The organism is Ancylobacter radicis (genome assembly GCF_018449475.1).
Taxonomy (GTDB): domain Bacteria; phylum Pseudomonadota; class Alphaproteobacteria; order Rhizobiales; family Xanthobacteraceae; genus Ancylobacter; species Ancylobacter radicis.
Window position 1 is genome coordinate 1,007,759 of record NZ_JAHCQH010000015.1, and the last position, 24,153, is coordinate 1,031,911.

A 24,153-nucleotide genomic window follows, 5' to 3' on the forward strand; every position below is an offset into this window, starting at 1 on the left:
TCGGGACGCGCGGGGAGCGCGCCGCGCCGGCGGACCGGCGGTCAGGTGGCGGGCGGTCAGATATATTTGGTCGGCAGGGCGGTGGTGAACTTCATCTCCTCCATGGCGATGGAGGAGGAGAGGTCGGAGAACTCCACCCGGCTGATCAGGTTCTTGTAGACCTGGTCGTAGACGTCGATGTTCGGCACGACGACGCGCAGCAGATAGTCGGTCTCGCCGGTCAGGCGGTAGGCTTCCATGATCTCGGGGATGTCGCGGATCTCCTTACGGAAGGCGTCGAGCCAGGCGGTGGTATGGCGCGGCACCTTGACCGAGATGAACACGGTCATCGGCACATTGGCCTTGCGCTGGTCGATCAGCACCACGCGGTTGCGGATGAGGCCCATCTCCTCCATCCGCTTGATGCGGCGCCAGCACGGCGTGTGCGAGAGCCCCACCGCCTCGGCGATCTCGACCACTGACTTGCCGGCGTCCTGTTGCAGGATGTCGATAATCTTGCGGTCGATCTGGTCAAACACGTGTTGTCTCTCCGCCGCCGGCTCTCGCGCTGTAGTTCAGCAGAACGATGTTCAGCGCAATCGTCAACCTATACTGCAATGCGGCAACGAAGATTGCAGCGCGACACCGTTGCGGCCGAACTCATCCTGCGAGATGGGCGGGTTTTGACCAAGAAATGGGCGATTGGTGATCGTATCGTGGTCAATTCGATAAATGCGTGACAACATCCTAATGCACAGCTAATTTGTAGGATAAAATCCTAATTAGCGACTTTGAAACGTAAAACAACGCAATGCAATCTCCTGCCGCACCCTTATCATACCCTCTGACGTACAGTGGCATTGTGGGTTTGATGATGAAGCGAATTGGCCTGATCGGCGGCATGAGCTGGGAAAGCACGGCCGTCTATTACCGGCGGTTGAACGAGCAGGTGCGCGAGGCGCTGGGCGGGCTGAGCTCGGCCGATATCGTGCTGCGCTCGGTCAATTTCAGCGAGATCGTCGCGCTGCAGAAGGCCGGCGACTGGGACGCGGCGGCGCGGGCGCTCGGCCAGGTGGCGCGGGAGCTGGAGCAGGCGGGGGCGGAAATGGTGCTGATCTGCACCAATACCATGCACCTGCTGGCCGACCAGGTGCAGGCCTCGGTCGGCATCCCGCTGATTCATATCGCCGACGTCACCGGCGAGGCAGTGCGCGCGGCCGGCTGCCGCCGTCCCCTGCTGCTGGCGACGCAGTACACGATGGAAAAGGAGTTCTACCGCCGCCGCATGGAAGAGAGCTTCGGGCTCGACGTGCTGGTGCCGGAGGCGCAGGAGCGCCTTCAGGTGCATGAGGTGATCTTCTCCGAGCTGTGTTGCGGCATCATCCGCCCCGATTCCAAGCAGCGTTACCTCGACATCGTCGAGAAGGGGCGCGCGGCGGGAGCGGACAGCGTCATCCTCGGCTGCACCGAGATCGGCCTTCTGGTGAGCGCGGAGGATTTCGCGTTCCCGACATTCGATTCTACCCTGATCCACGCCGATGCCGCCGTCCGGCTGTCGCTGGGTGAGGGTGCGGCCACCGCCGACGTGGCCCTGCTTGTGCATTGACGCCCGGCCGCCCCGAGCTTCGGGCCGCGAAGGGTCCCACGACAACCGCCAGAGGATGCCATGAACCGCACTGACCTTACCCGCCGCTCGACCCTCATGCTGCTCGGAGCCGGCGCCGGCCTTGTCGCCGCGCCTTACGTGATCCGTCCCGCCCGCGCCCAGAGCAAGGTCGTCAACATCACGACCTATGACAAGTTCGTGCCGCAGTCCTTCATCGAGCAGTTCCAGAAGGATACCGGGATCGAGGTGCGCGTCCGCCTGACCGACGACCAGGGCAAGCAGTACAATCTGCTCTCCGCCGAGGGCGGCGCGCCGACCACCGACATCGTCACCGTCACCGGCCACCGCCTGTCGCAGTTCCTGAAGTCCGACCTGCTGGTGCCGCTCGACGTGGCCCGCATCGGCAATTTCGGCAATCTCGCCGCCGCCTATAAGGGCGCGCCGCAGCTGACCATCGACGGCAAGGTCTATGGCGTGCCGCTGCTCGCCGGCTTCGAGGGCCTCGCCCGCAACACCGAGTACACCAAGCCCACCGAGACCTGGGGCTACATGTTCGAGGACGAGTTCAAGGGGCTGACCTCCTACATCATCTCCGATTTCCTCTCGATCGTGATGAAGTATCAGGGCAATGACGGCGACTACGTCACCTATGAGGGCAAGCCGGAGATCGCCCAGGCGGCGACCGACAAGGCGCGCGACTTCCTGATCGCCAACAAGGACAAGGTCCGCAAATATTACGACGCCGGCTCCGAGGTGCAGCAGATGTTCCTCAACGAGGACATCTACCTCGCGCAGACTTGGTCGGGCCCGGCCGCCAAGCTGATCATGGACGGCCACCCGATCGCGCTCTCCATCCCGAAGGAGGGGACCTATGGCTTCCTCTACTCCTTCAACATCGTGAAGAACGCGCCGAACGCGGACGCCGCCTATATCTTCCTCAACGCCATGCTGGCCTCGCCCGAGATCGGCGCCGCGATGACCCGCCAGTCGGGCTTCAACTCGGCCTTTGGCGGCGTCGACAAGCTGCTCACCGACCGCGAGCGCGCGGCTCTGGCGCTGCCGCAGGAGCAGGTCGAGCGGATCCAGTTCTTCAGCTCGGTCAACCGGCAGATGAAGAACGACATGATCGACAAGGCCACCGCCGAGATCAAGGCGGCCTGATCGTCCCCCTCGCGACACTCATTCGACAGGCCGGGTCGCCCTTGCGCGGGCGATCCGGCACACTGGGAGCCGATGACGACACCATGGTCGAGAGCAGCATGACAGAGTCCCGCACGTCGCGGCCGGGAACGGCCGGCCGGGAGGCCGCCCCGCGCTACCGCGGCTGGATCGGCCAGGTGACGCGCTCGCCGCTCTATGCCGGCACCATCGGCGTGCTGGCGGCGAGCCCGCGCGCCCGCCTCGTGCTGCTGGTGATCGTGCCGCTCGCCTGGATCGTCACCTTCAACATCGGGCCGATCTACCAGATGGGCCGCATCAGCCTGATGCAGACCTACCCGGCACCTGACAGCGGGGCCGTGCTGACGCTGGACAATTACCGGCTGTTCTTCCGCGAGCCGCTCTATTTCATGCCGTTCATCCGCAGCCTGATCTTCGCGGCGCTGGTGACGGTGGTGACGCTCATTGTGGTCTACCCGGTCGCCTATTACGTGGCCAAGGTGATCCGCCCGCAGAACCGCAAGCGCGCGCTGCTGCTGCTGCTGGTGCCGTTCTGGGCGGGCGAGATCATCCGCACCTTCTCGGTCATCATGCTGCTCGCCAATCGCGGCGCGCTGAACTACCTGCTGCGCGAGGTCGGGCTGATCGATCGCCCGATCCCCATGCTCTACACCTATTTCTCGCTGAGCTTCGGCGTGGTCTACCTGATCGCGCTCTACATGCTGCTGCCGCTCTATTCGGCGATCGAGAAGATCCCCTCGCAGCTTGTCGATGCCGCCGCCGATCTCGGCGCCGGGCCGTTCGAACGCTTTCGCCGGGTGATCCTGCCGCTGTCCAAGGACGGCATCGTCTCCGGTTGCAGCCTCGTCTACCTCATCACCATTGGCGTGTTCACCGCGCCGCTGCTGCTGGGCGGGCCGAACACGGTGATCTTCCCGGAAATCATCGCCGCCCTGTTCCACGCCTCGAACGACAAATGGCCGGCGGGTTCGGCCTTCTCCATCCTGATGCTCATCGTCTCGCTCTCCACCGTCGGCCTCTTCATGAAGCTGGTCGGCGGGCGGTCGGTGCGGCTGTCGTGAGGACGCGGGTCATGAACAGCTTCGCCAGCCGCTATTTCACCGACCTGCCGAAGACGGCGCTGTCGGCCTCCTACTGGATCTTCGTGATCTATCTGCTGCTGCCGCTCAGCCTGATGATGGCGATGAGCTTCAAGGAGGCGAGCTTCATCGCCTTCCCGATCCAGAGCTGGACGCTCGACTGGTACGCCAAGGTGCTGCAGGACCAGCAGTTTCTCGGCGCCGTCGGCTACTCCATCTTCATCGCGGTGGCGACCACGGTGATCGCGCTGATCATCGGCGTGTGGATCGCGCTGCTGGTGGCGGCGGAAGGCATCTGGGGCCGGGCGATGATCTTCGCACTGGCCTGCCTGCCGGCGGTGGTGCCGGGCCTGATCAACGCCATCTCGATGCGCATCTTCATCCGGGTGCTGGACATCCCGACCGGCACCGGGGCGATCATCCTCGGCCACACCGTCCATGCCGTGCCCTTCGTGGTGGTGATGGTGCTGACCCGGCTGCGCTCCATGCCGCACAGCCTGACCGATGCGGCACGCGATCTCGGCGCCGACAATTTCGTCGCCTTCCTGCGGGTGACGGTGCCCTATCTCGCCCCGGCGCTCGCCGGCAGCGCCATCTTCTGCGTGCTCAGCAGCATTGACGACTTCGTCCGCACCTTCTTCCTCGGCGGCTACCAGCCGACCCTGCCGATGCTGATCTTCGCCAAGGTGCAGGGCGGCATGTCGCCGGAAATCAACGCCATGGCGACGATCGTGCTGATCGTCACCGCCGCCGTCGGCCTCTACGCCGAACATTTCACCCGTCGTTCCAAGGCCTGACCGATGCAGCCTGTCGTCCAGTTTCGCAACGTCAACAAGCTCTATGGCGCCATGCCGGCGGTCGCCGATCTCGACCTGTCGATCGCGCCCGGCCAGTTCGTCACCCTGCTCGGCCCCTCCGGCTGCGGCAAGTCGACGACGCTGCGCATGCTCGGCGGCTTCGAGCTGCCGACCTCCGGCGAGATCCTGCTCGACGGGCGCGACATCACCCGCCTGCCGCCCAACAAGCGCAATGTGAACATCGTGTTCCAGGATTACGCGCTGTTCCCGCACCTCACCGTCGGGCGCAACGTCGCCTTCGGGCTGGAGCTGAAGGGGCTGCGCTCGGACGCGATCCACCGGCGCACCATGGAATTGCTGGCGCTGGTGCAGCTCGGCGATTTCGCCGACCGCCTGCCCTCGCAGCTTTCCGGCGGCCAGCGCCAGCGCGTCGCGCTGATGCGCGCGCTTGCCCCCGACCCGGACGTGCTGCTGCTCGACGAGCCGCTCAGCGCGCTCGACGCCAAGCTGCGCGAGCAGATGCAGATCGAACTGAAATCCATCCAGCAGCGCACCGGCAAGACCTTCCTGTTCGTGACCCACGATCAGGAAGAGGCGCTCACCATGTCCGATGTGGTGGTGGTGATGAATGGCGGGCGGATCGAGCAGATGGGCGACCCGCACACGCTCTACGCCTCGCCGCGCAGCCGCTTCGTGGCCAATTTCATCGGCCAGAGTAACCTGTTCGAGGCCGAGGTGATGGGCCTTGAGGGCGAGATGGCGGTGCTGTCGTGGAACGGCCACACCGTCCGCGCCCGGCGCAACGGCAACAGCCCGGCGACCGGCGCCCGCGTCGCCTTCATCGTCCGGCCGGAATCGATCTACTGCCTCGGCCAGACGCCAGGCGACGCCTTCGCGGTGCCCGGCCGCATCGGCCAGCGCATCTTCAAGGGCAGCCACACCACGCTGGAGATCGAACTGCCCGGCCGCCAGAACGTGACCGCCCAGCTTGATCCGCAGGCGCTGGCGCGCCTCGACGGCGACGATGTCCTCGTCGGCTGGCGCTGGGAAAACGCGGTGGTCCTGGCGGACTGACGCGCGGGCCCTGGGCACCACCAACAGCACAGACCCCGCGCGCCGACCGCGCGGGGCAGCCGACCGGCTTTGAAAAAGGGAATGGCGATGAACAGTCAGGGGATCGGGGCGCTCGATGAGCTCAACCGCCGTGTGCGGCATGATCTCGAATGCCTCAACTATCCGCCGGCCAACTGGTCGGTCCCGGTAGAGTCGCCGGACGGGCGCCCGGTGAGCGACGTGGTCATCATCGGCGGCGGCATGTGCGGGCTGGTGGCCTGGTTCGCGCTCACCCGCGCCGGGGTGCGCAATATCCGCATCATCGACAAGGCGTCCAAGGGCAAGGAAGGCCCCTGGGTCACCTATGCCCGGATGGAGACGCTGCGCTCGCCGAAGATCCTGCTCGGCCCGGCGCTCGGCATGGCCTCGCTCACCTTCCGCATGTGGTTCACCGCCCGGTTCGGCGAGCAGGCCTGGGAGGAGCTGTTCCGCATCCCCCGGCCGATGTGGATGGACTATCTCAACTGGTACCGCGACGTGCTGGCCATCCCGGTCGAGAACGACATGCCGGTCTCGCGCATCCTGCCGCGCGCCGACGGGCTGCTGGAGCTGGAATTGGACGGCGGTGCCCGCGAGGGCATCCTCACCCGCAAGGTGGTGATGGCGACCGGCCGCGACGGGCTCGGCGAGCCGACCATCCCCGCTTTTGTCACGCCGATCGAGCGGCACCGCCTGTGGGCGCATTCGGCCGATCCGGTGGATTTCCGCACGCTGGCCGGCAAGCGCGTGGTGGTGATCGGCGTCGGCGCCTCGGCGGTGGACAATGCCGCGGAGGCGCTGGAGGCCGGCGCGGCCGAGGTGCGCCTGCTCGCCCGTCGTCCGACCATGCCGACCATCAACAAGCTGATGGGCATCGGCTCCTATGGCGTCACCGCCGGCTTTCCGCGCATCGCCCCGGAATGGCGCTGGCGGATGATGGACTATTCGACCAAGCAGCAGACCCCGGCACCGCACAACTCCACCCTGCGCGTCAGCCGCCATCCCAACGCCTTCTTCCATTTCGACTGCGGCATCGGCTCGGTGCGCGAGGAGAATGGCGAGATCGTCATCACCACGGTGAAGGGTCGCGAGTTCCGCGCCGATTTCCTCATCCTCGGCACCGGCTTCTCCATCGATCCGGCGGCACGCGAGGAACTCGCGGACTACCGCGACGCCATCGCCTGCTGGGAGGACCGCTTCACCCCGCCGCCGGAGGAGGCCAATCGCGATCTCGGCCGCTTCCCGTGGCTGGCGGACGACTTCTCCTTCACCGAGAAGGAGCCGGGCACCGCGCCCTGGCTCGCCAATATCCACTGCTTCAATTACGGGGCGACGATGAGCCTGGGCAAGGTGTCCGGCGACATACCGGCCATCAGCGAGGGCGCGCACTGGCTGGCGCAGGGTATTGCCGGCGGCCTGTTCATCCGCGACATCGACGCCCACTGGCAGGCGCTGCTCGCCTATGCCAAGCCCGAGCTGGACGGTTCGGAATGGACCGATGCGGACGCTCCCCCTGTGGCGCCCGTCGCCCAGCAGAAGACCGCGTGAGGACCATGCGCAAGACCGTCTATTACTTCCACGCTCTGTCCTCGCCCTGGGCGTATCTCGGCTGGCCGCAGTTCAAGGCGCTGATCGACAAGCACGATCTCGACGTGGTGGTGCGCCCGACCCGCATCGTGCCGGAAAATGGCGGCGTGCCGCTGCGCTCGCGCCCGCAGCCGCGGCAGGACTACCACGCGGTCGAACTCGACCGCTGGCGCAAGCGGCTGAACATGCCACTGGTTCTGAAGCCGGCTCATTACCCGACCAATAACGAGTTCTCCGCCCGCATGGTGATTGCCGCCGACCGGCTCGGCCTGCCGGCGCTGGAGTTGAGCCACGCTTTGCTGCGCGCGCTGTGGAGCGAGGAGAAGGACGTGACCGATCCGCAAGTGCGCATCGAGGTGGCCAATGCGCTGGGCCTCGACGGCGCGAAGCTGCAGGCGATGGAGGATGAGCCGGCGATCATGCAGGCCTGGCTCGACAGCCATCAGGAAGCGACGCAGCGCGGCGTGTTCGGCACCCCGACCTGGGTCTACAAGGACGTGCTCTATTGGGGCCAGGACCGCCTGAGCTTCCTCGACGACGCCCTGTCGGAGGATTGAGACGATGAGCGAGACCATGACCCTCCATGCCGACCTTCCCGAGGCCGACCTCCCCGATGTCATCGACACGGTGCTCGGCCTCGATGCGTCCTCGCCCGTGCTGGCGCTGCGCCACGAGCGGGCCAAGCTCAAGCAGCTGACGCAGACCAGCTATTTCGCCGCGCTGCGCCCGGCCGAGCCGCGCAACTTCTCCTATGCGCGCCGCGCCGCGCTGGCCGCCCGCATGGCGGCGGCCTGGAAGACGCCGGAGCTTGCCGCCCACTACACCGCCGCGCTGGCGGCGGAGGGCGGTGACGCGGAGGAGACGCGGATCGCCGACCCCGCCTTCCTGCCGGAGGACGCGGCAAGCCCGCTCGCTGTGCTGCTGCGCCATGTCGATCTGGTCACGCGCACCCCGAAGGCGGCGAGCCGGGCCAATATCGAGGCGCTGAAAGCCGCCGGGCTGGATGATCGCGACATCGTCGCGCTGGCCGGTCTCATCGCCTTCGTGAACTATCAGGTGCTGCTCGTCGCCGGCCTGAAGATGCTGCGGGATCACTGACCATGAGCGCCCCCACCGATACGACCGACACCCCGCGCGAGACGGTGCACGACTTCACCACCGAGGCGCTCGACTGGAAGCCCTATGTCGGCATGGTCGACTATGAGAGCGCCACCCCGTCGCAGCGCGCGGCGCTGAGCATGACGCCGTCCAACAAGGGCATCTCGCCCTATGTGCTGGTGCTGGCCCATGAGCCGGAGGCGCTGCGCGAGCGCACGCCTTTGTTCAACGACATCATGTACAGCGAAGGCGGTCTGTCGCGCGGCGGGCGCGAGCTGGGCGCGCTCGGCGCGTCCGTGGTCAATCGCTGCGTCTATTGCGCGGCGGTCCATGCCGCCCGCTACATCCAGCTTGAGAAGAAGCCGGAAGTGGTGGAGGAAATCTACGCCCGCGAGACCAAGGCCGATCTTCCCGCCTTCGAGCAGGCGCTGTTCGATTTCGCTGTGGATCTCACCTCGGACCCTTCCGAGGTCGGCGGCTATCACCTCTATCACCTGCGCAATAGCGGGCTGTCGGATCTGGAAATCCTCGATCTCATCCACTCCGTGGCCATCTTCGGCTGGGCCAACCGGCTGATGCACACGCTCGGCGAACCGCAGCGAAAGGCCTGAGTGGACCCGCACGCCCCATTGGCTGCGCCCGCGCTGCCGGACGCCGCCGCCATCCGCCCCTTCACGGTCGGCCATGGCGACGTGCTGCGCATCGCCGTGCCGATGATGGCGGCGTATCTGTCGACCCCGCTGGTCGGGCTGGTGGCGACCATGGTGGTCGGCCAGCTCGGCGAGGAGGCGCTGATCGGCGGCGTGGCGCTGGCCGCCGTCATCTTCGACGTCATCTTCGTCTCGTTCAATTTCCTGCGCGCCGCCACCGCCGGCTTCACCGCCCAGTCGCTCGGCGCCGGCGACCGTGTGGCCGAGCAGCGCATGCTGCTGAGCGGGCTCTTGATCGCGCTGGCCGGCGGGCTGCTGATCCTCGCCGTGCACGCCCCGCTCGGCCGGCTCAGCCTCGCCGTGCTCGGGGCGGAGGGCGAGGTGGCACAGGCGGCCAGCGTCTATTTCGGCTGGCGCATCTGGTCGGCGCCCTTCGCGCTGGTCAATTTCGTCATTTTCGGCTGGGTCATCGGCCTTGGCCGCTCGATCAGCGCCATGGCGCTTCAGACCCTGCTGAACGGGCTGAATCTGGGCCTCAGCCTGTGGTGGGTGCTGGGGCTCGGCTGGGGGCTGGCGGGCCTTGCTCTGGCGAGTCTGGCGGCAGAAGCCGTGACCACGCTGGCGGGCCTCGCGCTGATCGTCTGGCACACCGACCGGCGGCTCTGGACCCTGCCCAGCCTGCCCGAGCTGAAGCGGCTGTTCTCGGTCAATTCGGACATGATGATCCGCTCCTTCGCGCTGCTGCTGGGGCTCTCCTTCTTCACCCGGCAGAGCGGTACGCTCGGCATCGAGATCCTTGCCGCCAACACCATCCTACTGCGCTTCTATTTCTTCGGCGTCGCCTTCCTCGACGGGGTGGCGACCGCCGCCGAGCAGCTCGCCGGGCGGGCGGTGGGGGCGCGCTACCGGCCGGCCTTTGACCGGGTGATCACGCTCACCACGCTGTGGGGCTTTGTCTTCGCCGCCATCGTCTCGCTGGGATTTCTCGCGCTGGCCGGGCCGGTGATTTCGCTCGCGGCGCCCAATGAGGAGGTGGCGCGCCTCGCCCATCTCTATCTGCCCTATGCGGTGGCGCTGCCGCTCATCGGCGTCGTCGCCTTCCAGATGGACGGCGTCTATATCGGCGCTACCTGGTCGCGCGAGATGCGCAACCTGATGCTGGCCTCGCTGGTGCTCTATGTCGCCGCCTGCGCCGTGCTCCAGCCGATGTTCGGCAATCACGGGCTGTGGATCGCGCTCGGCCTGTTCCAATGCGCGCGCAGCGTGGCGTTCCGCTGGATGCTGCCGCGCCTCGCCGCCCGCACCATGGGCCCGTCCGCCGCCTGAACCATCCGGGGCGACCCTTCCTCCTTACGCCGCCGTTTCCACCTCGACCCGGTCGCGCCCGCCCGACTTGGCGCGGAACAGCGCGAGGTCGGCGGCCTTGATGAGGTCGTCCGGCACGACGCCTTCCTTCGGCACCATCGAGGCGACGCCCATGCTGATGGTGACGTGACCGCCCTCGCGGGGGATGTCCATCGCCCGCACGCGCCGCATGATCTGGTCGGCGACGGTGCGCGCGCCGGAAAGCTCGGTGTCGAGCAGCACCACGACGAATTCCTCGCCGCCGAACCGCGCCGCCAGATCGCCGGAGCGGTTGACCCCGTCCTGGATCGCGTCCGCCACCTTGCGCAGCACCTCGTCGCCGGCGAGATGGCCGTGGCTGTCATTGTACAGCTTGAAATTGTCGACATCGATCATCAGCAGCGCCAGCGGCGTGCTGTTGCGCAGGGCGCGCCGCCATTCGGCGAGCATGTACTCGTCGAAATAGCGGCGATTGCCGAGGCCGGTGAGGCCGTCGATGCGGGTCAGCCGCTCCAGCTCCAGATTGGCCTGCATGAGCTGGCGCTGGCTCTCGCGCAGCGCCGCATAGGCCGCGTCGCGCTGCACATGGTCGAGATAGGCGCGGGTGTGATAGCGGATGCGGGCGATCAGCTCGATCCGGTCCGGCAGCTTGACGAGATAGTCGTTGGCGCCGGCCTTGAAGGCGGCGCTCTTGACCGCCGGCTCGTCCTTGGCGGAGAGCACGATCACCGGCACCGAATGGGTGGAAGGCCGGTCGCGGTACTGGCGCACGAGGTCGAGCCCGTCCATGCCGGGCATCACCAGATCCTGCAGGATCACCGTCGGCTTCAGCTCCTCGGCGATGCGGATGGCGTCCAGCGGATCGGTGCAATAGTGGAAATCGAGATCCGTCTCGCCCGCCAGCGCCCGCCGGACCGCCTCGCAGATCAGAACCTGGTCGTCGACCAGCAGGACCATCGAGAGATATTTCTCCCCCGCCAGTGCCTGATGGGCCGCGTGGGGGTCGAGATCGGTCTTGCGCATCATGATTGAGCCTCGTGGGATGAACAGCCGAAAACGTCGGCGAGGCGGCCGGCTATGTGGTCGAGGGGCAGGATGTCGACGGCAGCCGACAGGGCGGCGGCGGCTTTCGGCATGCCGTAGACGGCGGAACTTTTCTGGTCCTGGGCGATGGTGAGATGGCCCGCCTGGCGCAGCGCCAGCAGCCCCTGCGCGCCGTCGCGGCCCATGCCGGTGAGCAGCACGCCCACCAGTTCGCCGCGCCAGAAGCGGGCCGCGCTGTGGAAGAACACGTCCACCGAGGGGCGGTAGGGGTAGTCGCGCGGCGCGGCGGTATAGGCGAGTTCGCCGGAAGCGCCGAGCACCAGATGATCGCCCGACGCGGCGATCAGCATCGTGCCCGCCTCGGGCCGGTCGCCCTCCGCCGCCGCGCGCACCGGCAGCCGCGCCTGCTGGCCCAGCCAGTTGGCGAGGCCCGGCACGAATTTCGGATCGACATGCTGCACCAGCACGAGGGCCGCCGGGAAATCCGCCGGCAGGCGGGTGAGGATGGCGGCGACTGCCGCCGGGCCGCCGGCGGAGGCGCCGATGGCGACGAGCCGGCGCGCGTTGCCCGCCGCCGGGGCGGGGGGCGGGCTCGCCCGGCCGGTTCGCCCGTCGCCGACCAGCTTGCCGATGATGGCGATCTTGGCCAGCAGTGTCGCCGCGGGCGCGGCCGAGACATCGGTGCCGACGGTTGGAATGTCGACCGCGTCGAGCGCGCCATGGCCCATCGCCTCGTAGACGCCGGAGACATTGGCGTCGATGCTGGCGGTGACCAGCAGGATCGGGCAGGGCGTCGCGGCCATGATGCGCCGGGTCGCCTCCACCCCGTCCATCTGCGGCATGGTGATGTCCATCAGCACGAGGTCGGGCAGGTCGCGGGCGCAGGACGCCACCGCCTCGCGCCCGTCGCCGGCGATCCACGCGACCTGATGCTCCGGCGCGGCGACGATGATGCGTCGCAGCAGCTCGGCCGCCATCGGCAGATCGTTGACGATACCGATCCTCATTGCCTCTTCCTCGTTCCCGTCCTAGCCAGCGGCCGGGCCGATCAGGTCGGTGACCGCCTGAATCAGCGTCTCGTCGTGGAAGCTGCCCTTGGTCAGATAGTAATCCGCTCCGGCATCGAGGCCACGCCTGCGATCCTCCTCGCGGTCCTTGTAGGAGACGATCATCACCGGCAGGGCGCGCAGGCGCGCGTCGCGGCGCATCAGCGTCACCAGCTCGATGCCGTCCATGCGGGGCATGTCGACATCGGTCACCATAAGGTCATAGGCCTCCGAGCGCACGGCATTCCAGCCATCCATGCCGTCCACCGCCACCCCGACCTCGTAGCCGTGATGTTCCAGCAGCTTGCGCTCCAGCTCCCGCACGGTCAGCGAGTCATCGACCACCAGAACGCGCTTGCGCCGGTTCGCCGGGGCGCTGGCGCGCGGCCCCTGAGGCCCGCGCAGGGCGCCGGCCGAGGCCAGCTTGTCGGCCGAGCGCAGCAGGTCGTCCATGTCGACGATCAGCACCGGGGCGCCGTCCTCCATCAGCGCGGCGGCGCTGATGTCCTTGATCTTGCCGAGCCGCGGGTCGAGCGGGCGCACCACCAGCTCGCGCTCGCCGAGGAAATCGTCGACCACCAGCCCATAGCTGCCGGTGCCGGCGCCGATCACCACCAGGCACAGCTCGTCGCCCTGCGCCCGCGCCTCGCCCTGGCCGAGAAGTTCATGGGCGGTCACGAGACCGAGGCGCTGATCGCCGAACCCGACATGCGGGCGCCCCTCCAGCGTCTCCACCTGGGCGCGCGGCAGCTTGAGGGTCCGGGCGATGCCGGCGAGCGGCAGCGCATAGGGCTCGCCGCCGATCTCCACCAGCAGGGTGCGGATCACCGACAGGGTCAGCGGCAGTTCCAGCAGGAAACTGGTGCCCTCACCGGGCCGGGCGGCGACGCGCACCGTGCCGCGCACCTGGCGCACCATGCTCTGCACCGCGTCGAGGCCGACGCCGCGTCCCGAAACGTCGCTCACCGTCTCCTTCATCGAGAAGCCCGGCAGGAACAGGAATTCCAGCAGTTCCGCCTCGCTCAGCGCGGCGGCGCCCGCTTCGTCGATCAGCCGGCGGGCGACGACGGCGCGGCGCAATTCGGGCAGGTCGATGCCGCCGCCATCATCGGCGACGATGATCTGCAGCAGCCCGGCATGGTGGCGGGCCTCCAGCCGGATCACGCCTTCTTCCGGCTTGCCGGCGGCGCGGCGGCGCTCGGGCGTCTCCAGCCCGTGGTCGATGGCGTTGCGCAGCAAATGGCCGAGCGGCGCGTCGAGCTGGTCGAGAATGTCGCGGTCGATGCCGGTCGAGCCGCCGACGATGTCCAGCCGCGCGCTCTTGCCGAGCGCATGGGCGAGATCGCGCACGCGGCGGGCATAGGCGCGCACCCCGTCCTCGAAGGGGCGCATCCGGCTCGCCAGCGTCTCGCCATAGAGCCGGTTGGCGAGGTCGGTACTGCGGCGGTCGAGCGCGTCGAGTTCGGCCAGACGTTCCTCAAGCTGATGGCGGCCCTGTTCCAGCGTGCCGCGCGCCAAGGCCAGCGCCTGCGCGGTCGGGCCGTCTTCGGTGCCCGGCGGCAGGCTGGCGCGCACCGCGTCGAGCGCCTTGGCGAGGGCGCCGTGCTGGCGGCGCAGCCGCGTCAGGCTGTCGGCGAAGGGGCGCAGCCGGCGGGCCTCGATCAGCGATTCGCCGGCAAGGCCGAGCAGCCGGGTCATGCTCTGCGCGGTGATGCGGATCATCCGCTCGCCGCCGCCCGTCTCGCCGGCCGGCAGATCGCGGCCGAACGCCTCGCTGGCCTGGGACGCGGACACGGCGGAGGCGACGGTGGAAACCGGGGCCGAGGGCGGCGCGCCCGCCTCGGCCAACTCCGCCGTCTCGCCCGCCGTCCCGCCTGCCTCGGCGGCGGCGAGGGCGGCGAGAAAACCGTCGATCTGCGCCGTGACGGCCGCGCCGTCGGCCTCCGTCGCCGGGTCGGCGATCAGCGCCAGCAGGTCCACCCCGCCCAGCAGCGCGTCGATATGGCCGCGCGTGAGACGCAGCGTGCCATGCTGCGCGGCGACGAGGATTTCCTCCATCGCATGGGCGACGCGCACCGCCGGCATCAGCTCGATGATGCGGGCCGAGCCTTTCAGCGAATGCGCCGCGCGCATCGCCGCTTCCAGATGGGTGGCGGAGGTCGGGTCGCGTTCCAGCGCCAGCAGCCCGCCGGTGAGCGCCTGCGACTGCGTCTCCAGCTCGGCCCGGAACAGGTCGAGCATGGAAAACTGGCTGAGATCGGGCGTGCTCATGCCAGACTCCGATCGACCGCGTCGAGCAGCCCGGCCCCGTCCAGCCGGCCGACCGCGCGGCCATCCCAGTCGAGCACGGCCGAGGCGAAGCGGGCGGCGTTCTTGTCGACGGTCACCGGCAGGGCGCGCAGCGCCTCCGGTCCATGGCGGTGCAGCCCGTGTACCTCGTCGGCATGGAACGCCACGCGCCGGTCCGCCCGGCCGATGACGACGAGACGGGCAAAGGCGGTGCCCTGGCTCGCGGCCGGCTCCTGCCCCTCGATGCCCAGCAATTCGGCGAGCGCGATCTTCACCAGCAGCTCGCCGCGCACATTGACGATGCCGCGCACCAGCCGGTCGCGCCGGTGCGGCAGGCTGTGGCTGCGCCGGGGCTCGGTGATCTCGGTCACGAGATCGGCCGGCAAAGCGAGCCATTCCCCGCCGAGGCGGAAGATCAGCACCGTGTCGGCCGGCGCATCGGCCTCGCCGGCCTGCACGCGGGCGCCGGCGAAATGGCGGGCCCATTCGGCGCGGTAGCCCGGCGGCAGCGGCCGGTCGAGCAGCCGCCCGGCGCGCGCCGAATCAGCCGTCCGGGCGCTCTCGGGACTGTTGTCGGGCGTGCGCGATGTCATCGCCCGTCACCGCGCTGTTCGAGCCGGGTGAGCCGTTCGCTCAGGATCCGCGCCCCGGCCGCGTCGCCCCGGCGGCGCAGCAGCAGAGCGAGATGGGCCAGCGCCTCCCGGTGGTTCGGGGCGAGATAGAGCGCCTTGCGATAGTAGCCGGCCGCCTCGGGGCTATCGCCGGCATCATGGGCGAGGCCGAGCAGATAGAACACCGGCGCCGAGGGGCCGAAGGTCTCGACATGCCGGCCCGCCGCCTGCTTCGCCTCGTCGAGCCGGCCCGCATCGGCGGCGCGCTGGATCGCGGCCAGACTTTCAGCGGCGCGGCTTTCGGCGGCCAGAGTTTCGGGGGCCATAGTTTCCGCGTCGAGATTGCCGGCGGTCGGCTCCGGGGCGCCGCCGGGCCGCGTCCCGCGCGGCGGCGGCACGGCGGCGGAGGGGGTCGCCGCGGGCGTGCGGGAACGGCTGCGCGCCTCATGGGGCGGGCGCAGCAGGCTGGGGCGCCGCGTCGCCGAGACGCCCGACGCGGGAGTGGCCAACCCTGCCAATTGAAGACCCGTCGAGGCGGGCCGGGTGGCGGCGGTCTCCGGCGCGCGGGTGAAGGCGAAGGCCATCGGGGTGCGCAGCGAGGCATAGCCATGCAGCAGCGGCAGGCCGGATTCCGCCGGCCCGACCAGCAGCAGCCCCTCCTTCGCCAGCAGCCCGTCGAGCCGCTCCAGCGCCTGCTTCTGCCTCTCGCGGTCGAAATAGATCAGCAGGTTGCGGCAGAAGATGATGTCGAAGGGCGGCTCCCCGGCCAGCGCCGCCGAATCGAACATATTGGCCGCGCGCAGCCGCACCTGCGCCCGGATCGCCGCGTGCGGGCGATAGCCGCCCTCGACCGCCTCGAAATGCCGATCGCGAAAGCCGAGGTCGCCGCCGCGAAACGAGTTGCGCCCATAGATCGCCCGTTCCGCCTCGGCGATGTTGCGGGTGGAAACGTCGATCGCGTCGATGCTGAACTCATCCGCTTGGAAGCCCGCATCAAACAGCGCCATGGCCATCGAATAGGGTTCCTCGCCGGTCGAGCAGGGCAGGCTCAGAAGCCGCAGCCGGGCCGGCTTCAGCGCGGGCGTGGACCGCGAGAGGGTCTGGCGCGTCAGGCTCTGGCGGGCGAGGGCGTGGCGGATCATCGCGTCGAAGGCGCGCGGGTCGCGGAAGAACCAGGTCTCCGGCACGACGATGGCGTTGACCAGTTCCTGAAGCTCGCCGCCCTCGCCAAGGCAGTGCCGGTACGCGGCTTCGTCGGCGATGGCGCGCGCGGCCATGCGCTGGCGCACCGCATAGGCGAGCGCATTGGGGCCGAGCGTCTCGCAGTCGAGCCCGATTTTCTCGTGCAGCAGCTTGCCGATCTCGGCGAGACTCATCTCGGCAAAACTCATGGGGGCAGAACTCATGCGGCCGCTCCCGGCAGGCGGAACAGGAGGGCGCGCAGCTCGTCGCTCAGCAGGGCCGGGGCCCGTATCCACTGGATGAAGCCGTCCGCGTCGGCGGCGACCGGGCCGAGATAGTCCGGCAGTCCCGCCTCGACGCCGGTGGCGACGAAATCACCGGGCTCGCGCTTGAGGGTCTCGATCACCTGCTCGGCGCACAGCGCCAGCCGGTGCTCCCCCTCCGCGCCGGGATAGCGCACGAGGATGATGCGCGAACTCATCACCTCGGCGACCGGGCGGCCGGTGGCGAGCAGGCCGAGGTCGATCAGTGGCACCGGCTCGCCGTGATAGCTGATCACGCCGACGATTCCGGCCGGGGCGCCCGGCAGTTCCTTGGCCTCGACCAGCGGCAGCACCTGTTCGATCTGCGCCGCGTCGAGCACGTAGCGGTCCTTGCCGATGCGAAACATCAGGAACAGCATGATCGCCCCCGCGCTCAGGCCCGGAGCCTGAACCGGGAGATCGCGCTGCGCAAGCCGCCGGAGACCTGGTTCAGATCGTCGATCGCGATGTTCGACTGGTGCAGCGATTCCACGGTCTGCTGCGCCGCCTCGCTGAGCTGGGACAGTGCGTCGCTGATCTGCTCGGCGCCGGTGGCCTGCGCCTGCATGCCTTCATTGGCCACCTCGAAGCGCGGCACCAGGCTCTGCACCTGATGGATGATCTGCGAGAGCTGGCCGCCGACCTCCTGCACCTCGGTCATGCCGCGGCGCACTTCCTCGGAGAACTTGTCCATGCCCATCACCCCGGCCGCGACCGCCGACTGGATGTCGCGCACCATCTGCTCGATGTCATAGGTCGAGGCAGCCGTCTGGTCGGCGAGGCGGCGGATCTCGGTCGCCACCACGGCGAAGCCGCGCCCATATTGCCCGGCCTTCTCCGCCTCGATGGCCGCGTTGAGCGAGAGCAGGTTGGTCTGGTCCGCCACCTTGGTGATGGTGGTGACCATCTGGTTGATGTTGCCGGCCTTCTCGCTGAGCACGGCGAGCTTGCCGTTGATCGCGCCGGCCGCTTCCATCACATGGCGCATCGTCGCTTCCATGCGGGCGAGCCCGGCCTGCCCGCCGCCGGCCAGCGTCGCCGTCTCCTCCGCCACATGCGACACCTCGGTCATGGTGCGCACCAGCTCGTTGGAGGTGGCGGAGATTTCCTTGGCGGTGGCGCCGATCTCGGTGGTGGTGGCGGCGATCTCGCTGGCGGTCGCCTGCTGCTCCTTGGAGGTGGCGGCGATCTCGGTCAGCGAGGTGTTCACCTGGATCGAGGATTTCTGCACCTGGCCGATCAGCGTCGTCAGTTCGTCCGCCATGGTGTTGACGCCGTCGGCCAGCGTCGCGAATTCATCGCGCCGGGCCAGCGCCAGCCGCTCGCTGAAATCGCCGCCGCGCATCACCGTGACCATGCCGACCAGCCGCTCCAGCGGCACCGTCACCGCCCGGAACAGCAGAAAGCCGCTCAGCACGGACAGCGCGGCGGCGATGGCGAAGCCGATATAGAGCCCGGACTCGGCATTGCGCACGAGCCCCACAATATGCTCGGTCGAGGCCTCCTCGGCCGCCTGATTGAGCGCCACGGCCTCGTCGAGCACCTGGTCGATGGTGGCCAGTCGGGGCATCAGATCGGTGTGGATCGCCGCGCGCAGCGCCTCGGGCGGCAGCGACAGGGCGGCCTCCTCGGCCGGCCAGAACGCGCCCGCCGCCGCGCGCAGGGCCTCGAAATTGCGCCGGTCTTCCGGGGAATCGAGCGTGGCCTCATAGGCGACCATGCCCTGCGTGATCGCGGTCCGGTTGGCCTTGAGCCGCTCAAGGGTCGCCGCGCGCAGGGTCGTGTCGCTCTCGACCGCGAAGGAGGTCAGCATTCCCTGCGCCCGCGCCCACGCCTCCCGCATCTTCAGGCTGGCGACGAGGGCCGGCACGGTGCTGGTCTCGATCGTCAGCGCCTCCTGCTCGGCCTGGCGGAACCAGCGATAGCTGGCGGCGCTCACGGCGGTCAGCACCAGCAGAACCGCGAGGAAGCTTCCCAGGATGCGTTGGCGGATCGTCAGGCTTGTCATGGATCGGCTTCCGTGGGGGCGGGGTGGCATGGAGGAGCGCAGGCGATAGGGGCCGTGTGGTTCGGCGGACAATGCCGCGCCCCAGCCTAGCACGGCAGATGTTTCCACTCTGTTGCTGCGGATCTAGAGCTTGTTCTGACGCATTTTCTTCACGCGAACCGCAATCCACGTCGCTCGAAGATGCGCTAGGCCGCCGGGCCGGGATGATGGTGGCTCGCCATACGTCCGGGCGCCTGCGGCCCCCGCGCGCCGGTGGTCAGCCATTCCAGCGGCAGCCGCCACAGCGCGGCGCGGAAACGCTCGTGAAAGAAGGCGAAATGGCCGATCGCGTCGACCCCGGCATCGCCCGGCGCGATCCGCAGATGGGTGCGCGCGGCGCCGGTGAAATGCGCCAGCGTGCGCTCCAGCGCCGGCACCGTGCCGAACGGGTCGTCGTCGAGCCCGATGGCGAGGATCGGCGCGCTCACCTGCGCGAAACGGGCGGCGAGCGTGTCCGCCGTGCCGGGGGCGTGCCGGCGCACGCTGGAGGGGTAATGCGGCCCCATACCGGCCCAGTCGAGCGCCACGCCTTTCGGCGTGTCCTCCATCCAGCCGAGCCGCCGGCCGGGGAAATGGCCGAACAGCGCGGTCAGCGCCGGCATGGTCACATGCCATTTGAGCCGCATCGCCGCGCGCGCCGCCGGGGCGTAATCGCGCCAATGGGCGTATTGCGCGCCGACCGTGACCGCCCGCCGGATCACCGCGTTGGAGGGGGCCAGGCCGAGCGCGACGCCGCCGAAGGAATGGGCGACGACATCCACCGCATCGCCGGGACAGCAGGCCTGCGCGAAGCGGAGCGCGCCCTCGACATCCTTCTCGCCCCAGTCGGTCCAGTCGGCGGCAAAGCCGCGCAGCCGGGCGGGGCGGCTCTCGCCGATGCCGCGATAGTCGAAGCTCAGCACGTTGAAGCCGTGGTCGTGCAGCCAGCCGGCGAAGCGGGCGTAATAGCGGGCCCGTACCGAGGTGGCGCAGGCGATCACCACCACCGCGCCCTGCGGCGCCGGTCCCTGATGGCGCCACAGATAGCCGCCGAGCGGCAACCCGTCGGCGGCGGCAAAGCGCACCGGCACCCCCGCCCCGGCGGGCGGCGTCGTGACGGGGAGAGGGGCGGGAATGGATACGGGCGGTGGGGACACGGGCGGCACCTTTCCACCCGAGAATGTCGCCCGCGCGGGGCTCTGTCGACCCGCCGCCGCCTCAGGAGGCGCGGGAAGGGGCGGCGGCAGGGCTGGCGGCGGGGGCGGGCACCGGCACCGGCACCGGCACCGGGATGAGCCGCCCGGTCAGCAGCAGCCAGAGGGAATGGGCGGAGGTGATGGCCACCACCAGCGTCGCGATGGCGAGCAGGAACGGCGCCAGCAGCGCCAGCGCGCCGGTCTCGCCGCGCCCGATCAGTTGCAGCGTCGCCGTGGCCAGCGCGGTCAGGCCGAAGGTGAAGGCCCAATAGGCCGGCGAGAGCGACTGTTTGAGGATCCAGGGCAGCAGGCGCGCCAGCAGCAGGAGCTGCAACAGCCCATAGCCGATCATGGCGCGGGCGAACACGTCGGGCGGGCCGTGGGTGACGGCGAGATAGGTCACCGCGCCGACCACCGGCGGGGCGAGCTGGATGCCGAGCGTCGGGCGCAGCGCCGGGGCGAGCGCGGCCCCGTGCTGGAAGCGGTAGAGCAGCACGGATTCCATGGCCAGCCAGGAAAACAGCCCGGCGCCGAAGGCGAGCTGGCCCCAATCGGTGTAGCCGAGCACGCCGCAGGCGGTGCCGGTGACATAGCAGCCGGCGACCGTCGGCAGATACAGCACCGGCGTGGCCAGCGCCGGGTCGCGCTCGCCATGCAGCAGCGCGCCGGAGCGCCAGACGCCGAAGCCGATGGTGAAGGCGGCGCCGGCGAGCAGGAGCAGGATCGCCACATCCCGCGAATAGGGCGCGGCGGCGATGCTGACCAGCAGCGTGGCGACACCGGCCAGCCCGACAAAGCCGGACTGGACGGGATGGTTCATCTCCTCCTGCGCCACCGCGCGGGCGAGCAGCCATTTCAGCCCGTAGAGCGTGAGCACCACGGCCCAGACGAGGCTTCCCGCCAGCATGATCGCCTCGGCGATCAGGGCCGGCGTGCCCCATACCGCATGGGCCGCGCGCCAGCTTCCGCCGAGGCCGACGAGGCCCAGCACCATGCCGAAGAAGGAGACGGGTACGATCGGCAGTCTCGTCTTCGGCACGGCGGTCCCCTCAGGAGGTGGTGCCTGTCAGTGCCGCGACCGCGCGGGCACCGGCACGGGCTGCGGCTTGGCCCTCGCATGGGCCATGTCGTCCATCAGCTCGTACCACATGGCGTTGAGCACGGCGAAGGCGGCGGCCAAAGGCAGGCCGAGAAGCCAGGCAAAGTACCACATGACGTGTCTTCCTTCTCTCAATAGGCGTGGCTGCCGTCTTTCGCGATCGCCTGCACGTCGACCTTGCCCCAGAGCACTTTGTAGACCCAGCTCGTATAGGCGAGGATGAGCGGCACGAAGATCAGCGTGCAGACCAGCATGATGAACAGCGTCAGATGGCTCGACGAGGCGTCCCAGACGGTGAGGCTGGAGCGCGCATCGATCGAGGACGGCAGGATGAAGGGGAACATCGACAGGCCGACGGTCGAGATGATGCCGAGGATCGACAGCGAGCTCAGCAGCCAGGCGAAGCCGCCCCGGTTCATGCGCAGCAGAGCGAGGCTGCCCAGCGCGCCGAGCAGGCCGAGCGCCGGGCCGGCCATCATCCAGGGATGGGCGGCGTAATTGGCCAGCCACGCCCCCGGCGCCAGCGCCACGGTCTTGGCGAGCGGGTTGGACGGCCCGCCCTTGGCCACGGCGCTGGTGATCGCATAGCCCTCGATGCCCAGCCACAGCCAGACGCCGCCGACCGCGAACAAGGCGAGGGTGACGAGCGCCGCCACCGAGCCGATGGCCCGCGCCCGCGCGGCGATCACGCCCTCGGTCTTCAGCATCAGCCAGCCGGCGCCGTGCATCACCAGCATGGCAACGGAGAGCAGGCCGCAGAGCAGACCGAACGGGTTCAGCAGCTCGAACAGCGTGGTGCCGTCATAGAAGATGCGCAGGTCGCCATCGAGCCGGAACGGCACGCCCTGAAGCGCATTGCCGACCGCCACGCCCATCACCAGCGCCGGCACGAAGCCGCCGATGAACAGCGCCCAGTCCCAGCCCGTGCGCCAGGCCGCGCTGTCGCGCTTGGAGCGGTATTTGAAGCCGACCGGCCGCAGGATCAGCGCGAACAGGATGGCGAACATGGCGAGGTAGAAGCCGGAGAACGACACCGCGTAGAGCGGCGGCCAGGCGGCGAAGATGGCGCCGCCGCCGAGGATCAGCCACACCTGATTGCCTTCCCAGGTGGCGCCGACCGTGTTGATCACGGTGCGGCGCTCAAGGTCGGTGCGGGCGACGAAGGGCAGCAGCGTGGCGGTGCCGAGGTCGAAGCCGTCCATCACGGCGAAGCCGATCAGCAGCACGCCGAGCAGCAGCCACCAGATGACGCGGAGCGTGTCGTAGTCGATGAGGGTGTGAAGGACCATGATCCTACTCCGCGGCGGCGAGGGTGGCGGGAACGAGCGCGGCTTCCGGTTCGTCGTCCGGCTCCGGTCCCTTGCGGATGGCGCGCACCATCAGCGCCATCTCGATGATGATGAGCACCGTGTAGAGCGCGGCGAAGCCGAGGATCGTCGTCAGCACGGTGGCGGCGCCGAGATCGGAGACCGCGGCGGCGGTGGGCAGCACGCCCTCGATGATCCAGGGCTGGCGGCCGATTTCCGCCACCACCCAGCCGAGTTCGCCGGCGACCCAGGGCAGCGGGATGGCCAGCACCGCGATCCACAGCAGCGGCCGGTAATGGTCGAGCCGGCGGCGGGCCGAGAGCACGAAGAACACGCTGGTCAGCAGGATGAAGAAGAAGCCCAGCCCGACCATGATGCGGAACGACCAGAACAGGGTCGGCACGTTCGGCACCGTGTCCCAGCCGGCGGCGGCGACCTGTTCGGGCGTCGCGGTGCGGGGATCGTCGACATAACGCTTGAGCAGCAGGGCGTAGCCGAGATTGGCGCCGTTATCCTCGAAGCTGCGCTGCACCGCCGGGTCGATGGCCGCGCCCGGCGTGGTGGCGCGGATCTTCTGCAGCGCGTCGAAGGCGGTGATGCCGCTCTTGATGCGCGCCTGCGCCTGCCCGACCAGTTCGTCGATGCCCGGCACCACCGTGTCGAGCGAGCGCGTGGCGATGAGGCCGAGGGCCCAGGGAATGTGGATCGCGTAATGGGTCTCGCGGTCCACCTGGCTCGGCAGGCCGATCAGGGTGAAGGCGGCCGGCGCCGGCTCGGTCTCCCACATCGCCTCGATGGCGGCGAGCTTCATCTTCTGATGCTCGGTGGCGAGATAGCCGCTCTCGTCGCCCAGCACGACCACGGAGAGCGAGGCGGCGAGGCCGAAGGAGGCGGCGACCGCCATGGACCGCTTGGCGAGTTCCACATGCCGGCCCCGCAGCAGATACCAGGCGGAGACGCCGAGCACGAAGATCGCGCCGGTCACATAGCCGGCTGAGACAGTGTGGACGAATTTGGCCTGCGCCACCGGATTCATGAGCACGGCGAAGAAGTCGGTCACCTCCATGCGCATGGTCTGCGGGTTGAAGGCCGAGCCGACCGGATTCTGCATCCAGCCATTGGCGATCAGGATCCACAGCGCGGAGAAGTTCGAGCCGAGCGCCACGCACCAGGTGGCGGTGAGATGGCCGAGCTTGGAGAGCTTGTCCCAGCCGAAGAAGAACAGCCCGACAAAGGTCGCCTCCAGGAAGAAGGCCATCAGCCCCTCGATCGCCAGCGGGGCGCCGAAGATGTCGCCGACATAATGGCTGTAATAGCTCCAGTTCATGCCGAACTGGAATTCCATCACGATACCCGTGGACACGCCGAGCACGAAATTGATGCCGAACAGCGTGCCCCAGAACTTGGTCATCTGCCGCCAGATCGGGCGGCCGGTCATCACATAGACCGTCTCCATGATGCCGAGCACGACGGAGAGGCCAAGCGTGAGGGGAATGAAGAGGAAATGATAGAGGGCGGTCATCGCGAACTGTAGTCGCGACAGGTCGACGATATTCAGTTCCATGGTTCAGTGCCGGTTCGTCCCGGCCTCCTGGTCTTGCGCGCCGCAGGCCCCCGGCGCCAGGTCATCAACGGCAGGT

General features: G+C 68.8%; 23 protein-coding genes. 10 read left to right on the plus strand and 13 right to left on the minus strand.

Annotated elements, in window-relative coordinates; translation table 11 throughout:
• Positions 1 to 56: 56 nt before the first annotated feature.
• On the minus strand, positions 57 to 518 hold the full coding sequence (locus KIP89_RS10775) for an Lrp/AsnC family transcriptional regulator (RefSeq protein ID WP_213755343.1): 462 nt from the start codon (positions 516 to 518) through the stop codon (positions 57 to 59).
• 335 nt (positions 519 to 853) lie between these two features.
• Here KIP89_RS10775 and KIP89_RS10780 point away from each other — a divergent pair, with 335 nt between their 5' ends.
• The 10 genes from KIP89_RS10780 to KIP89_RS10825 all read left to right on the plus strand — a co-directional run bounded on the left by KIP89_RS10780 (position 854) and on the right by KIP89_RS10825 (position 10,393).
• Positions 854 to 1,585 carry an aspartate/glutamate racemase family protein gene (locus tag KIP89_RS10780; protein WP_213755502.1) on the plus strand — a complete coding sequence of 244 codons (732 nt, stop codon included), beginning with the start codon at positions 854 to 856 and terminating at the stop codon, positions 1,583 to 1,585.
• A 60-nt stretch (positions 1,586 to 1,645) separates the two neighbouring features.
• Positions 1,646 to 2,746 carry an extracellular solute-binding protein gene (locus KIP89_RS10785; protein ID WP_213755344.1) on the plus strand — a complete coding sequence of 367 codons (1,101 nt, stop codon included), beginning with the start codon at positions 1,646 to 1,648 and terminating at the stop codon, positions 2,744 to 2,746.
• A gap of 98 nt (positions 2,747 to 2,844) precedes the next feature.
• On the plus strand, positions 2,845 to 3,825 hold the full coding sequence (locus tag KIP89_RS10790) for an ABC transporter permease (protein WP_213755345.1): 981 nt from the start codon (positions 2,845 to 2,847) through the stop codon (positions 3,823 to 3,825).
• Positions 3,826 to 3,836: 11 nt separating this feature from the next.
• The gene (locus KIP89_RS10795) at positions 3,837 to 4,640 is read left to right on the plus strand and encodes an ABC transporter permease (RefSeq protein WP_213755346.1); all 804 of its coding nucleotides are present in this window, start codon (positions 3,837 to 3,839) and stop codon (positions 4,638 to 4,640) included.
• A gap of 3 nt (positions 4,641 to 4,643) precedes the next feature.
• Positions 4,644 to 5,714, plus strand: coding sequence for an ABC transporter ATP-binding protein (locus tag KIP89_RS10800; protein WP_213755347.1), 1,071 nt, complete (start codon positions 4,644 to 4,646; stop codon positions 5,712 to 5,714).
• Positions 5,715 to 5,801: 87 nt separating this feature from the next.
• Positions 5,802 to 7,280 carry an NAD(P)-binding domain-containing protein gene (locus KIP89_RS10805; RefSeq protein WP_213755503.1) on the plus strand — a complete coding sequence of 493 codons (1,479 nt, stop codon included), beginning with the start codon at positions 5,802 to 5,804 and terminating at the stop codon, positions 7,278 to 7,280.
• A gap of 5 nt (positions 7,281 to 7,285) precedes the next feature.
• Positions 7,286 to 7,876 (plus strand): 2-hydroxychromene-2-carboxylate isomerase, encoded by a 591-nt coding sequence (locus KIP89_RS10810; RefSeq protein WP_213755348.1) that lies wholly within the window; start codon positions 7,286 to 7,288, stop codon positions 7,874 to 7,876.
• A gap of 4 nt (positions 7,877 to 7,880) precedes the next feature.
• Positions 7,881 to 8,417, plus strand: coding sequence for a CMD domain-containing protein (locus KIP89_RS10815; protein ID WP_250152313.1), 537 nt, complete (start codon positions 7,881 to 7,883; stop codon positions 8,415 to 8,417).
• A 2-nt stretch (positions 8,418 to 8,419) separates the two neighbouring features.
• Entirely contained in the window at positions 8,420 to 9,028 is a 609-nt protein-coding gene (locus KIP89_RS10820; protein ID WP_213755349.1) for a peroxidase-related enzyme, read from the plus strand.
• Positions 9,029 to 10,393: an MATE family efflux transporter gene (locus KIP89_RS10825; RefSeq protein ID WP_369807105.1), complete on the plus strand. Its 1,365-nt coding sequence runs from the start codon at positions 9,029 to 9,031 to the stop codon at positions 10,391 to 10,393.
• Positions 10,394 to 10,417: 24 nt separating this feature from the next.
• On the opposite strand, the gene KIP89_RS10830 is transcribed toward KIP89_RS10825, so the two are convergent.
• The 12 genes from KIP89_RS10830 to KIP89_RS10885 form a co-directional block, all read right to left on the minus strand.
• Positions 10,418 to 11,437 (minus strand): response regulator, encoded by a 1,020-nt coding sequence (locus tag KIP89_RS10830; protein WP_305825932.1) that lies wholly within the window; start codon positions 11,435 to 11,437, stop codon positions 10,418 to 10,420.
• Complete coding sequence (locus tag KIP89_RS10835) at positions 11,434 to 12,462, minus strand: chemotaxis response regulator protein-glutamate methylesterase (RefSeq protein WP_213755350.1); 1,029 nt, start codon at positions 12,460 to 12,462, stop codon at positions 11,434 to 11,436. The genes KIP89_RS10830 and KIP89_RS10835 overlap by 4 nt, the downstream gene beginning before the upstream one ends.
• A gap of 21 nt (positions 12,463 to 12,483) precedes the next feature.
• Positions 12,484 to 14,772, minus strand: a complete 2,289-nt coding sequence (locus KIP89_RS10840; RefSeq protein ID WP_213755351.1) for a hybrid sensor histidine kinase/response regulator — start codon at positions 14,770 to 14,772, stop codon at positions 12,484 to 12,486.
• Positions 14,769 to 15,383, minus strand: coding sequence for a chemotaxis protein CheW (locus KIP89_RS10845; protein ID WP_213755352.1), 615 nt, complete (start codon positions 15,381 to 15,383; stop codon positions 14,769 to 14,771). Before KIP89_RS10845 ends, KIP89_RS10840 begins: the two co-directional genes overlap by 4 nt.
• Positions 15,380 to 16,807: a CheR family methyltransferase gene (locus KIP89_RS10850; RefSeq protein ID WP_250152314.1), complete on the minus strand. Its 1,428-nt coding sequence runs from the start codon at positions 16,805 to 16,807 to the stop codon at positions 15,380 to 15,382. Before KIP89_RS10850 ends, KIP89_RS10845 begins: the two co-directional genes overlap by 4 nt.
• Entirely contained in the window at positions 16,804 to 17,265 is a 462-nt protein-coding gene (locus KIP89_RS10855) for a chemotaxis protein CheW (RefSeq protein ID WP_213755353.1), read from the minus strand. The genes KIP89_RS10850 and KIP89_RS10855 overlap by 4 nt, the downstream gene beginning before the upstream one ends.
• Before the next feature lie 14 nt (positions 17,266 to 17,279).
• Positions 17,280 to 18,893 (minus strand): methyl-accepting chemotaxis protein, encoded by a 1,614-nt coding sequence (locus KIP89_RS10860; RefSeq protein ID WP_213755354.1) that lies wholly within the window; start codon positions 18,891 to 18,893, stop codon positions 17,280 to 17,282.
• 185 nt (positions 18,894 to 19,078) lie between these two features.
• Positions 19,079 to 20,068, minus strand: a complete 990-nt coding sequence (locus KIP89_RS10865) for an alpha/beta hydrolase family protein (RefSeq protein ID WP_369807106.1) — start codon at positions 20,066 to 20,068, stop codon at positions 19,079 to 19,081.
• A 61-nt stretch (positions 20,069 to 20,129) separates the two neighbouring features.
• Positions 20,130 to 21,146 carry a dicarboxylate transporter/tellurite-resistance protein TehA gene (gene tehA / locus KIP89_RS10870; protein ID WP_369807107.1) on the minus strand — a complete coding sequence of 339 codons (1,017 nt, stop codon included), beginning with the start codon at positions 21,144 to 21,146 and terminating at the stop codon, positions 20,130 to 20,132.
• Positions 21,147 to 21,173: 27 nt separating this feature from the next.
• Positions 21,174 to 21,320, minus strand: a complete 147-nt coding sequence (gene cydX / locus KIP89_RS10875) for a cytochrome bd-I oxidase subunit CydX (RefSeq protein ID WP_213755355.1) — start codon at positions 21,318 to 21,320, stop codon at positions 21,174 to 21,176.
• Between the two features lie 17 nt (positions 21,321 to 21,337).
• Positions 21,338 to 22,495: a cytochrome d ubiquinol oxidase subunit II gene (gene cydB / locus KIP89_RS10880; RefSeq protein ID WP_213755356.1), complete on the minus strand. Its 1,158-nt coding sequence runs from the start codon at positions 22,493 to 22,495 to the stop codon at positions 21,338 to 21,340.
• A 4-nt stretch (positions 22,496 to 22,499) separates the two neighbouring features.
• The gene (locus tag KIP89_RS10885) at positions 22,500 to 24,077 is read right to left on the minus strand and encodes a cytochrome ubiquinol oxidase subunit I (protein WP_213755357.1); all 1,578 of its coding nucleotides are present in this window, start codon (positions 24,075 to 24,077) and stop codon (positions 22,500 to 22,502) included.
• Positions 24,078 to 24,153: the final 76 nt, after the last annotated feature.

Excerpts from the sequence above, each read along its gene's own strand:
- KIP89_RS10820 (WP_213755349.1), top strand. The coding sequence starts at position 8,420 with ATGAGCGCCCCCACCGATACGACCGACACCCCGCGCGAGACGGTGCAC.
- KIP89_RS10860 (WP_213755354.1), bottom strand. The coding sequence starts at position 18,893 with ATGACAAGCCTGACGATCCGCCAACGCATCCTGGGAAGCTTCCTCGCG.
- KIP89_RS10780 (WP_213755502.1), top strand. The coding sequence starts at position 854 with ATGAAGCGAATTGGCCTGATCGGCGGCATGAGCTGGGAAAGCACGGCC.
- KIP89_RS10885 (WP_213755357.1), bottom strand. The coding sequence starts at position 24,077 with ATGGAACTGAATATCGTCGACCTGTCGCGACTACAGTTCGCGATGACC.
- KIP89_RS10830 (WP_305825932.1), bottom strand. The coding sequence starts at position 11,437 with ATGATGCGCAAGACCGATCTCGACCCCCACGCGGCCCATCAGGCACTG.
- KIP89_RS10845 (WP_213755352.1), bottom strand. The coding sequence starts at position 15,383 with ATGACATCGCGCACGCCCGACAACAGTCCCGAGAGCGCCCGGACGGCT.
- KIP89_RS10790 (WP_213755345.1), top strand. The coding sequence starts at position 2,845 with ATGACAGAGTCCCGCACGTCGCGGCCGGGAACGGCCGGCCGGGAGGCC.
- KIP89_RS10805 (WP_213755503.1), top strand. The coding sequence starts at position 5,802 with ATGAACAGTCAGGGGATCGGGGCGCTCGATGAGCTCAACCGCCGTGTG.
- KIP89_RS10855 (WP_213755353.1), bottom strand. The coding sequence starts at position 17,265 with ATGCTGTTCCTGATGTTTCGCATCGGCAAGGACCGCTACGTGCTCGAC.
- KIP89_RS10800 (WP_213755347.1), top strand. The coding sequence starts at position 4,644 with ATGCAGCCTGTCGTCCAGTTTCGCAACGTCAACAAGCTCTATGGCGCC.
- cydB (WP_213755356.1), bottom strand. The coding sequence starts at position 22,495 with ATGGTCCTTCACACCCTCATCGACTACGACACGCTCCGCGTCATCTGG.
- cydX (WP_213755355.1), bottom strand. The coding sequence starts at position 21,320 with ATGTGGTACTTTGCCTGGCTTCTCGGCCTGCCTTTGGCCGCCGCCTTC.
- KIP89_RS10850 (WP_250152314.1), bottom strand. The coding sequence starts at position 16,807 with ATGAGTTCTGCCCCCATGAGTTTTGCCGAGATGAGTCTCGCCGAGATC.
- KIP89_RS10810 (WP_213755348.1), top strand. The coding sequence starts at position 7,286 with ATGCGCAAGACCGTCTATTACTTCCACGCTCTGTCCTCGCCCTGGGCG.
- KIP89_RS10815 (WP_250152313.1), top strand. The coding sequence starts at position 7,881 with ATGAGCGAGACCATGACCCTCCATGCCGACCTTCCCGAGGCCGACCTC.
- KIP89_RS10795 (WP_213755346.1), top strand. The coding sequence starts at position 3,837 with ATGAACAGCTTCGCCAGCCGCTATTTCACCGACCTGCCGAAGACGGCG.
- KIP89_RS10785 (WP_213755344.1), top strand. The coding sequence starts at position 1,646 with ATGAACCGCACTGACCTTACCCGCCGCTCGACCCTCATGCTGCTCGGA.
- KIP89_RS10835 (WP_213755350.1), bottom strand. The coding sequence starts at position 12,462 with ATGAGGATCGGTATCGTCAACGATCTGCCGATGGCGGCCGAGCTGCTG.
- KIP89_RS10840 (WP_213755351.1), bottom strand. The coding sequence starts at position 14,772 with ATGAGCACGCCCGATCTCAGCCAGTTTTCCATGCTCGACCTGTTCCGG.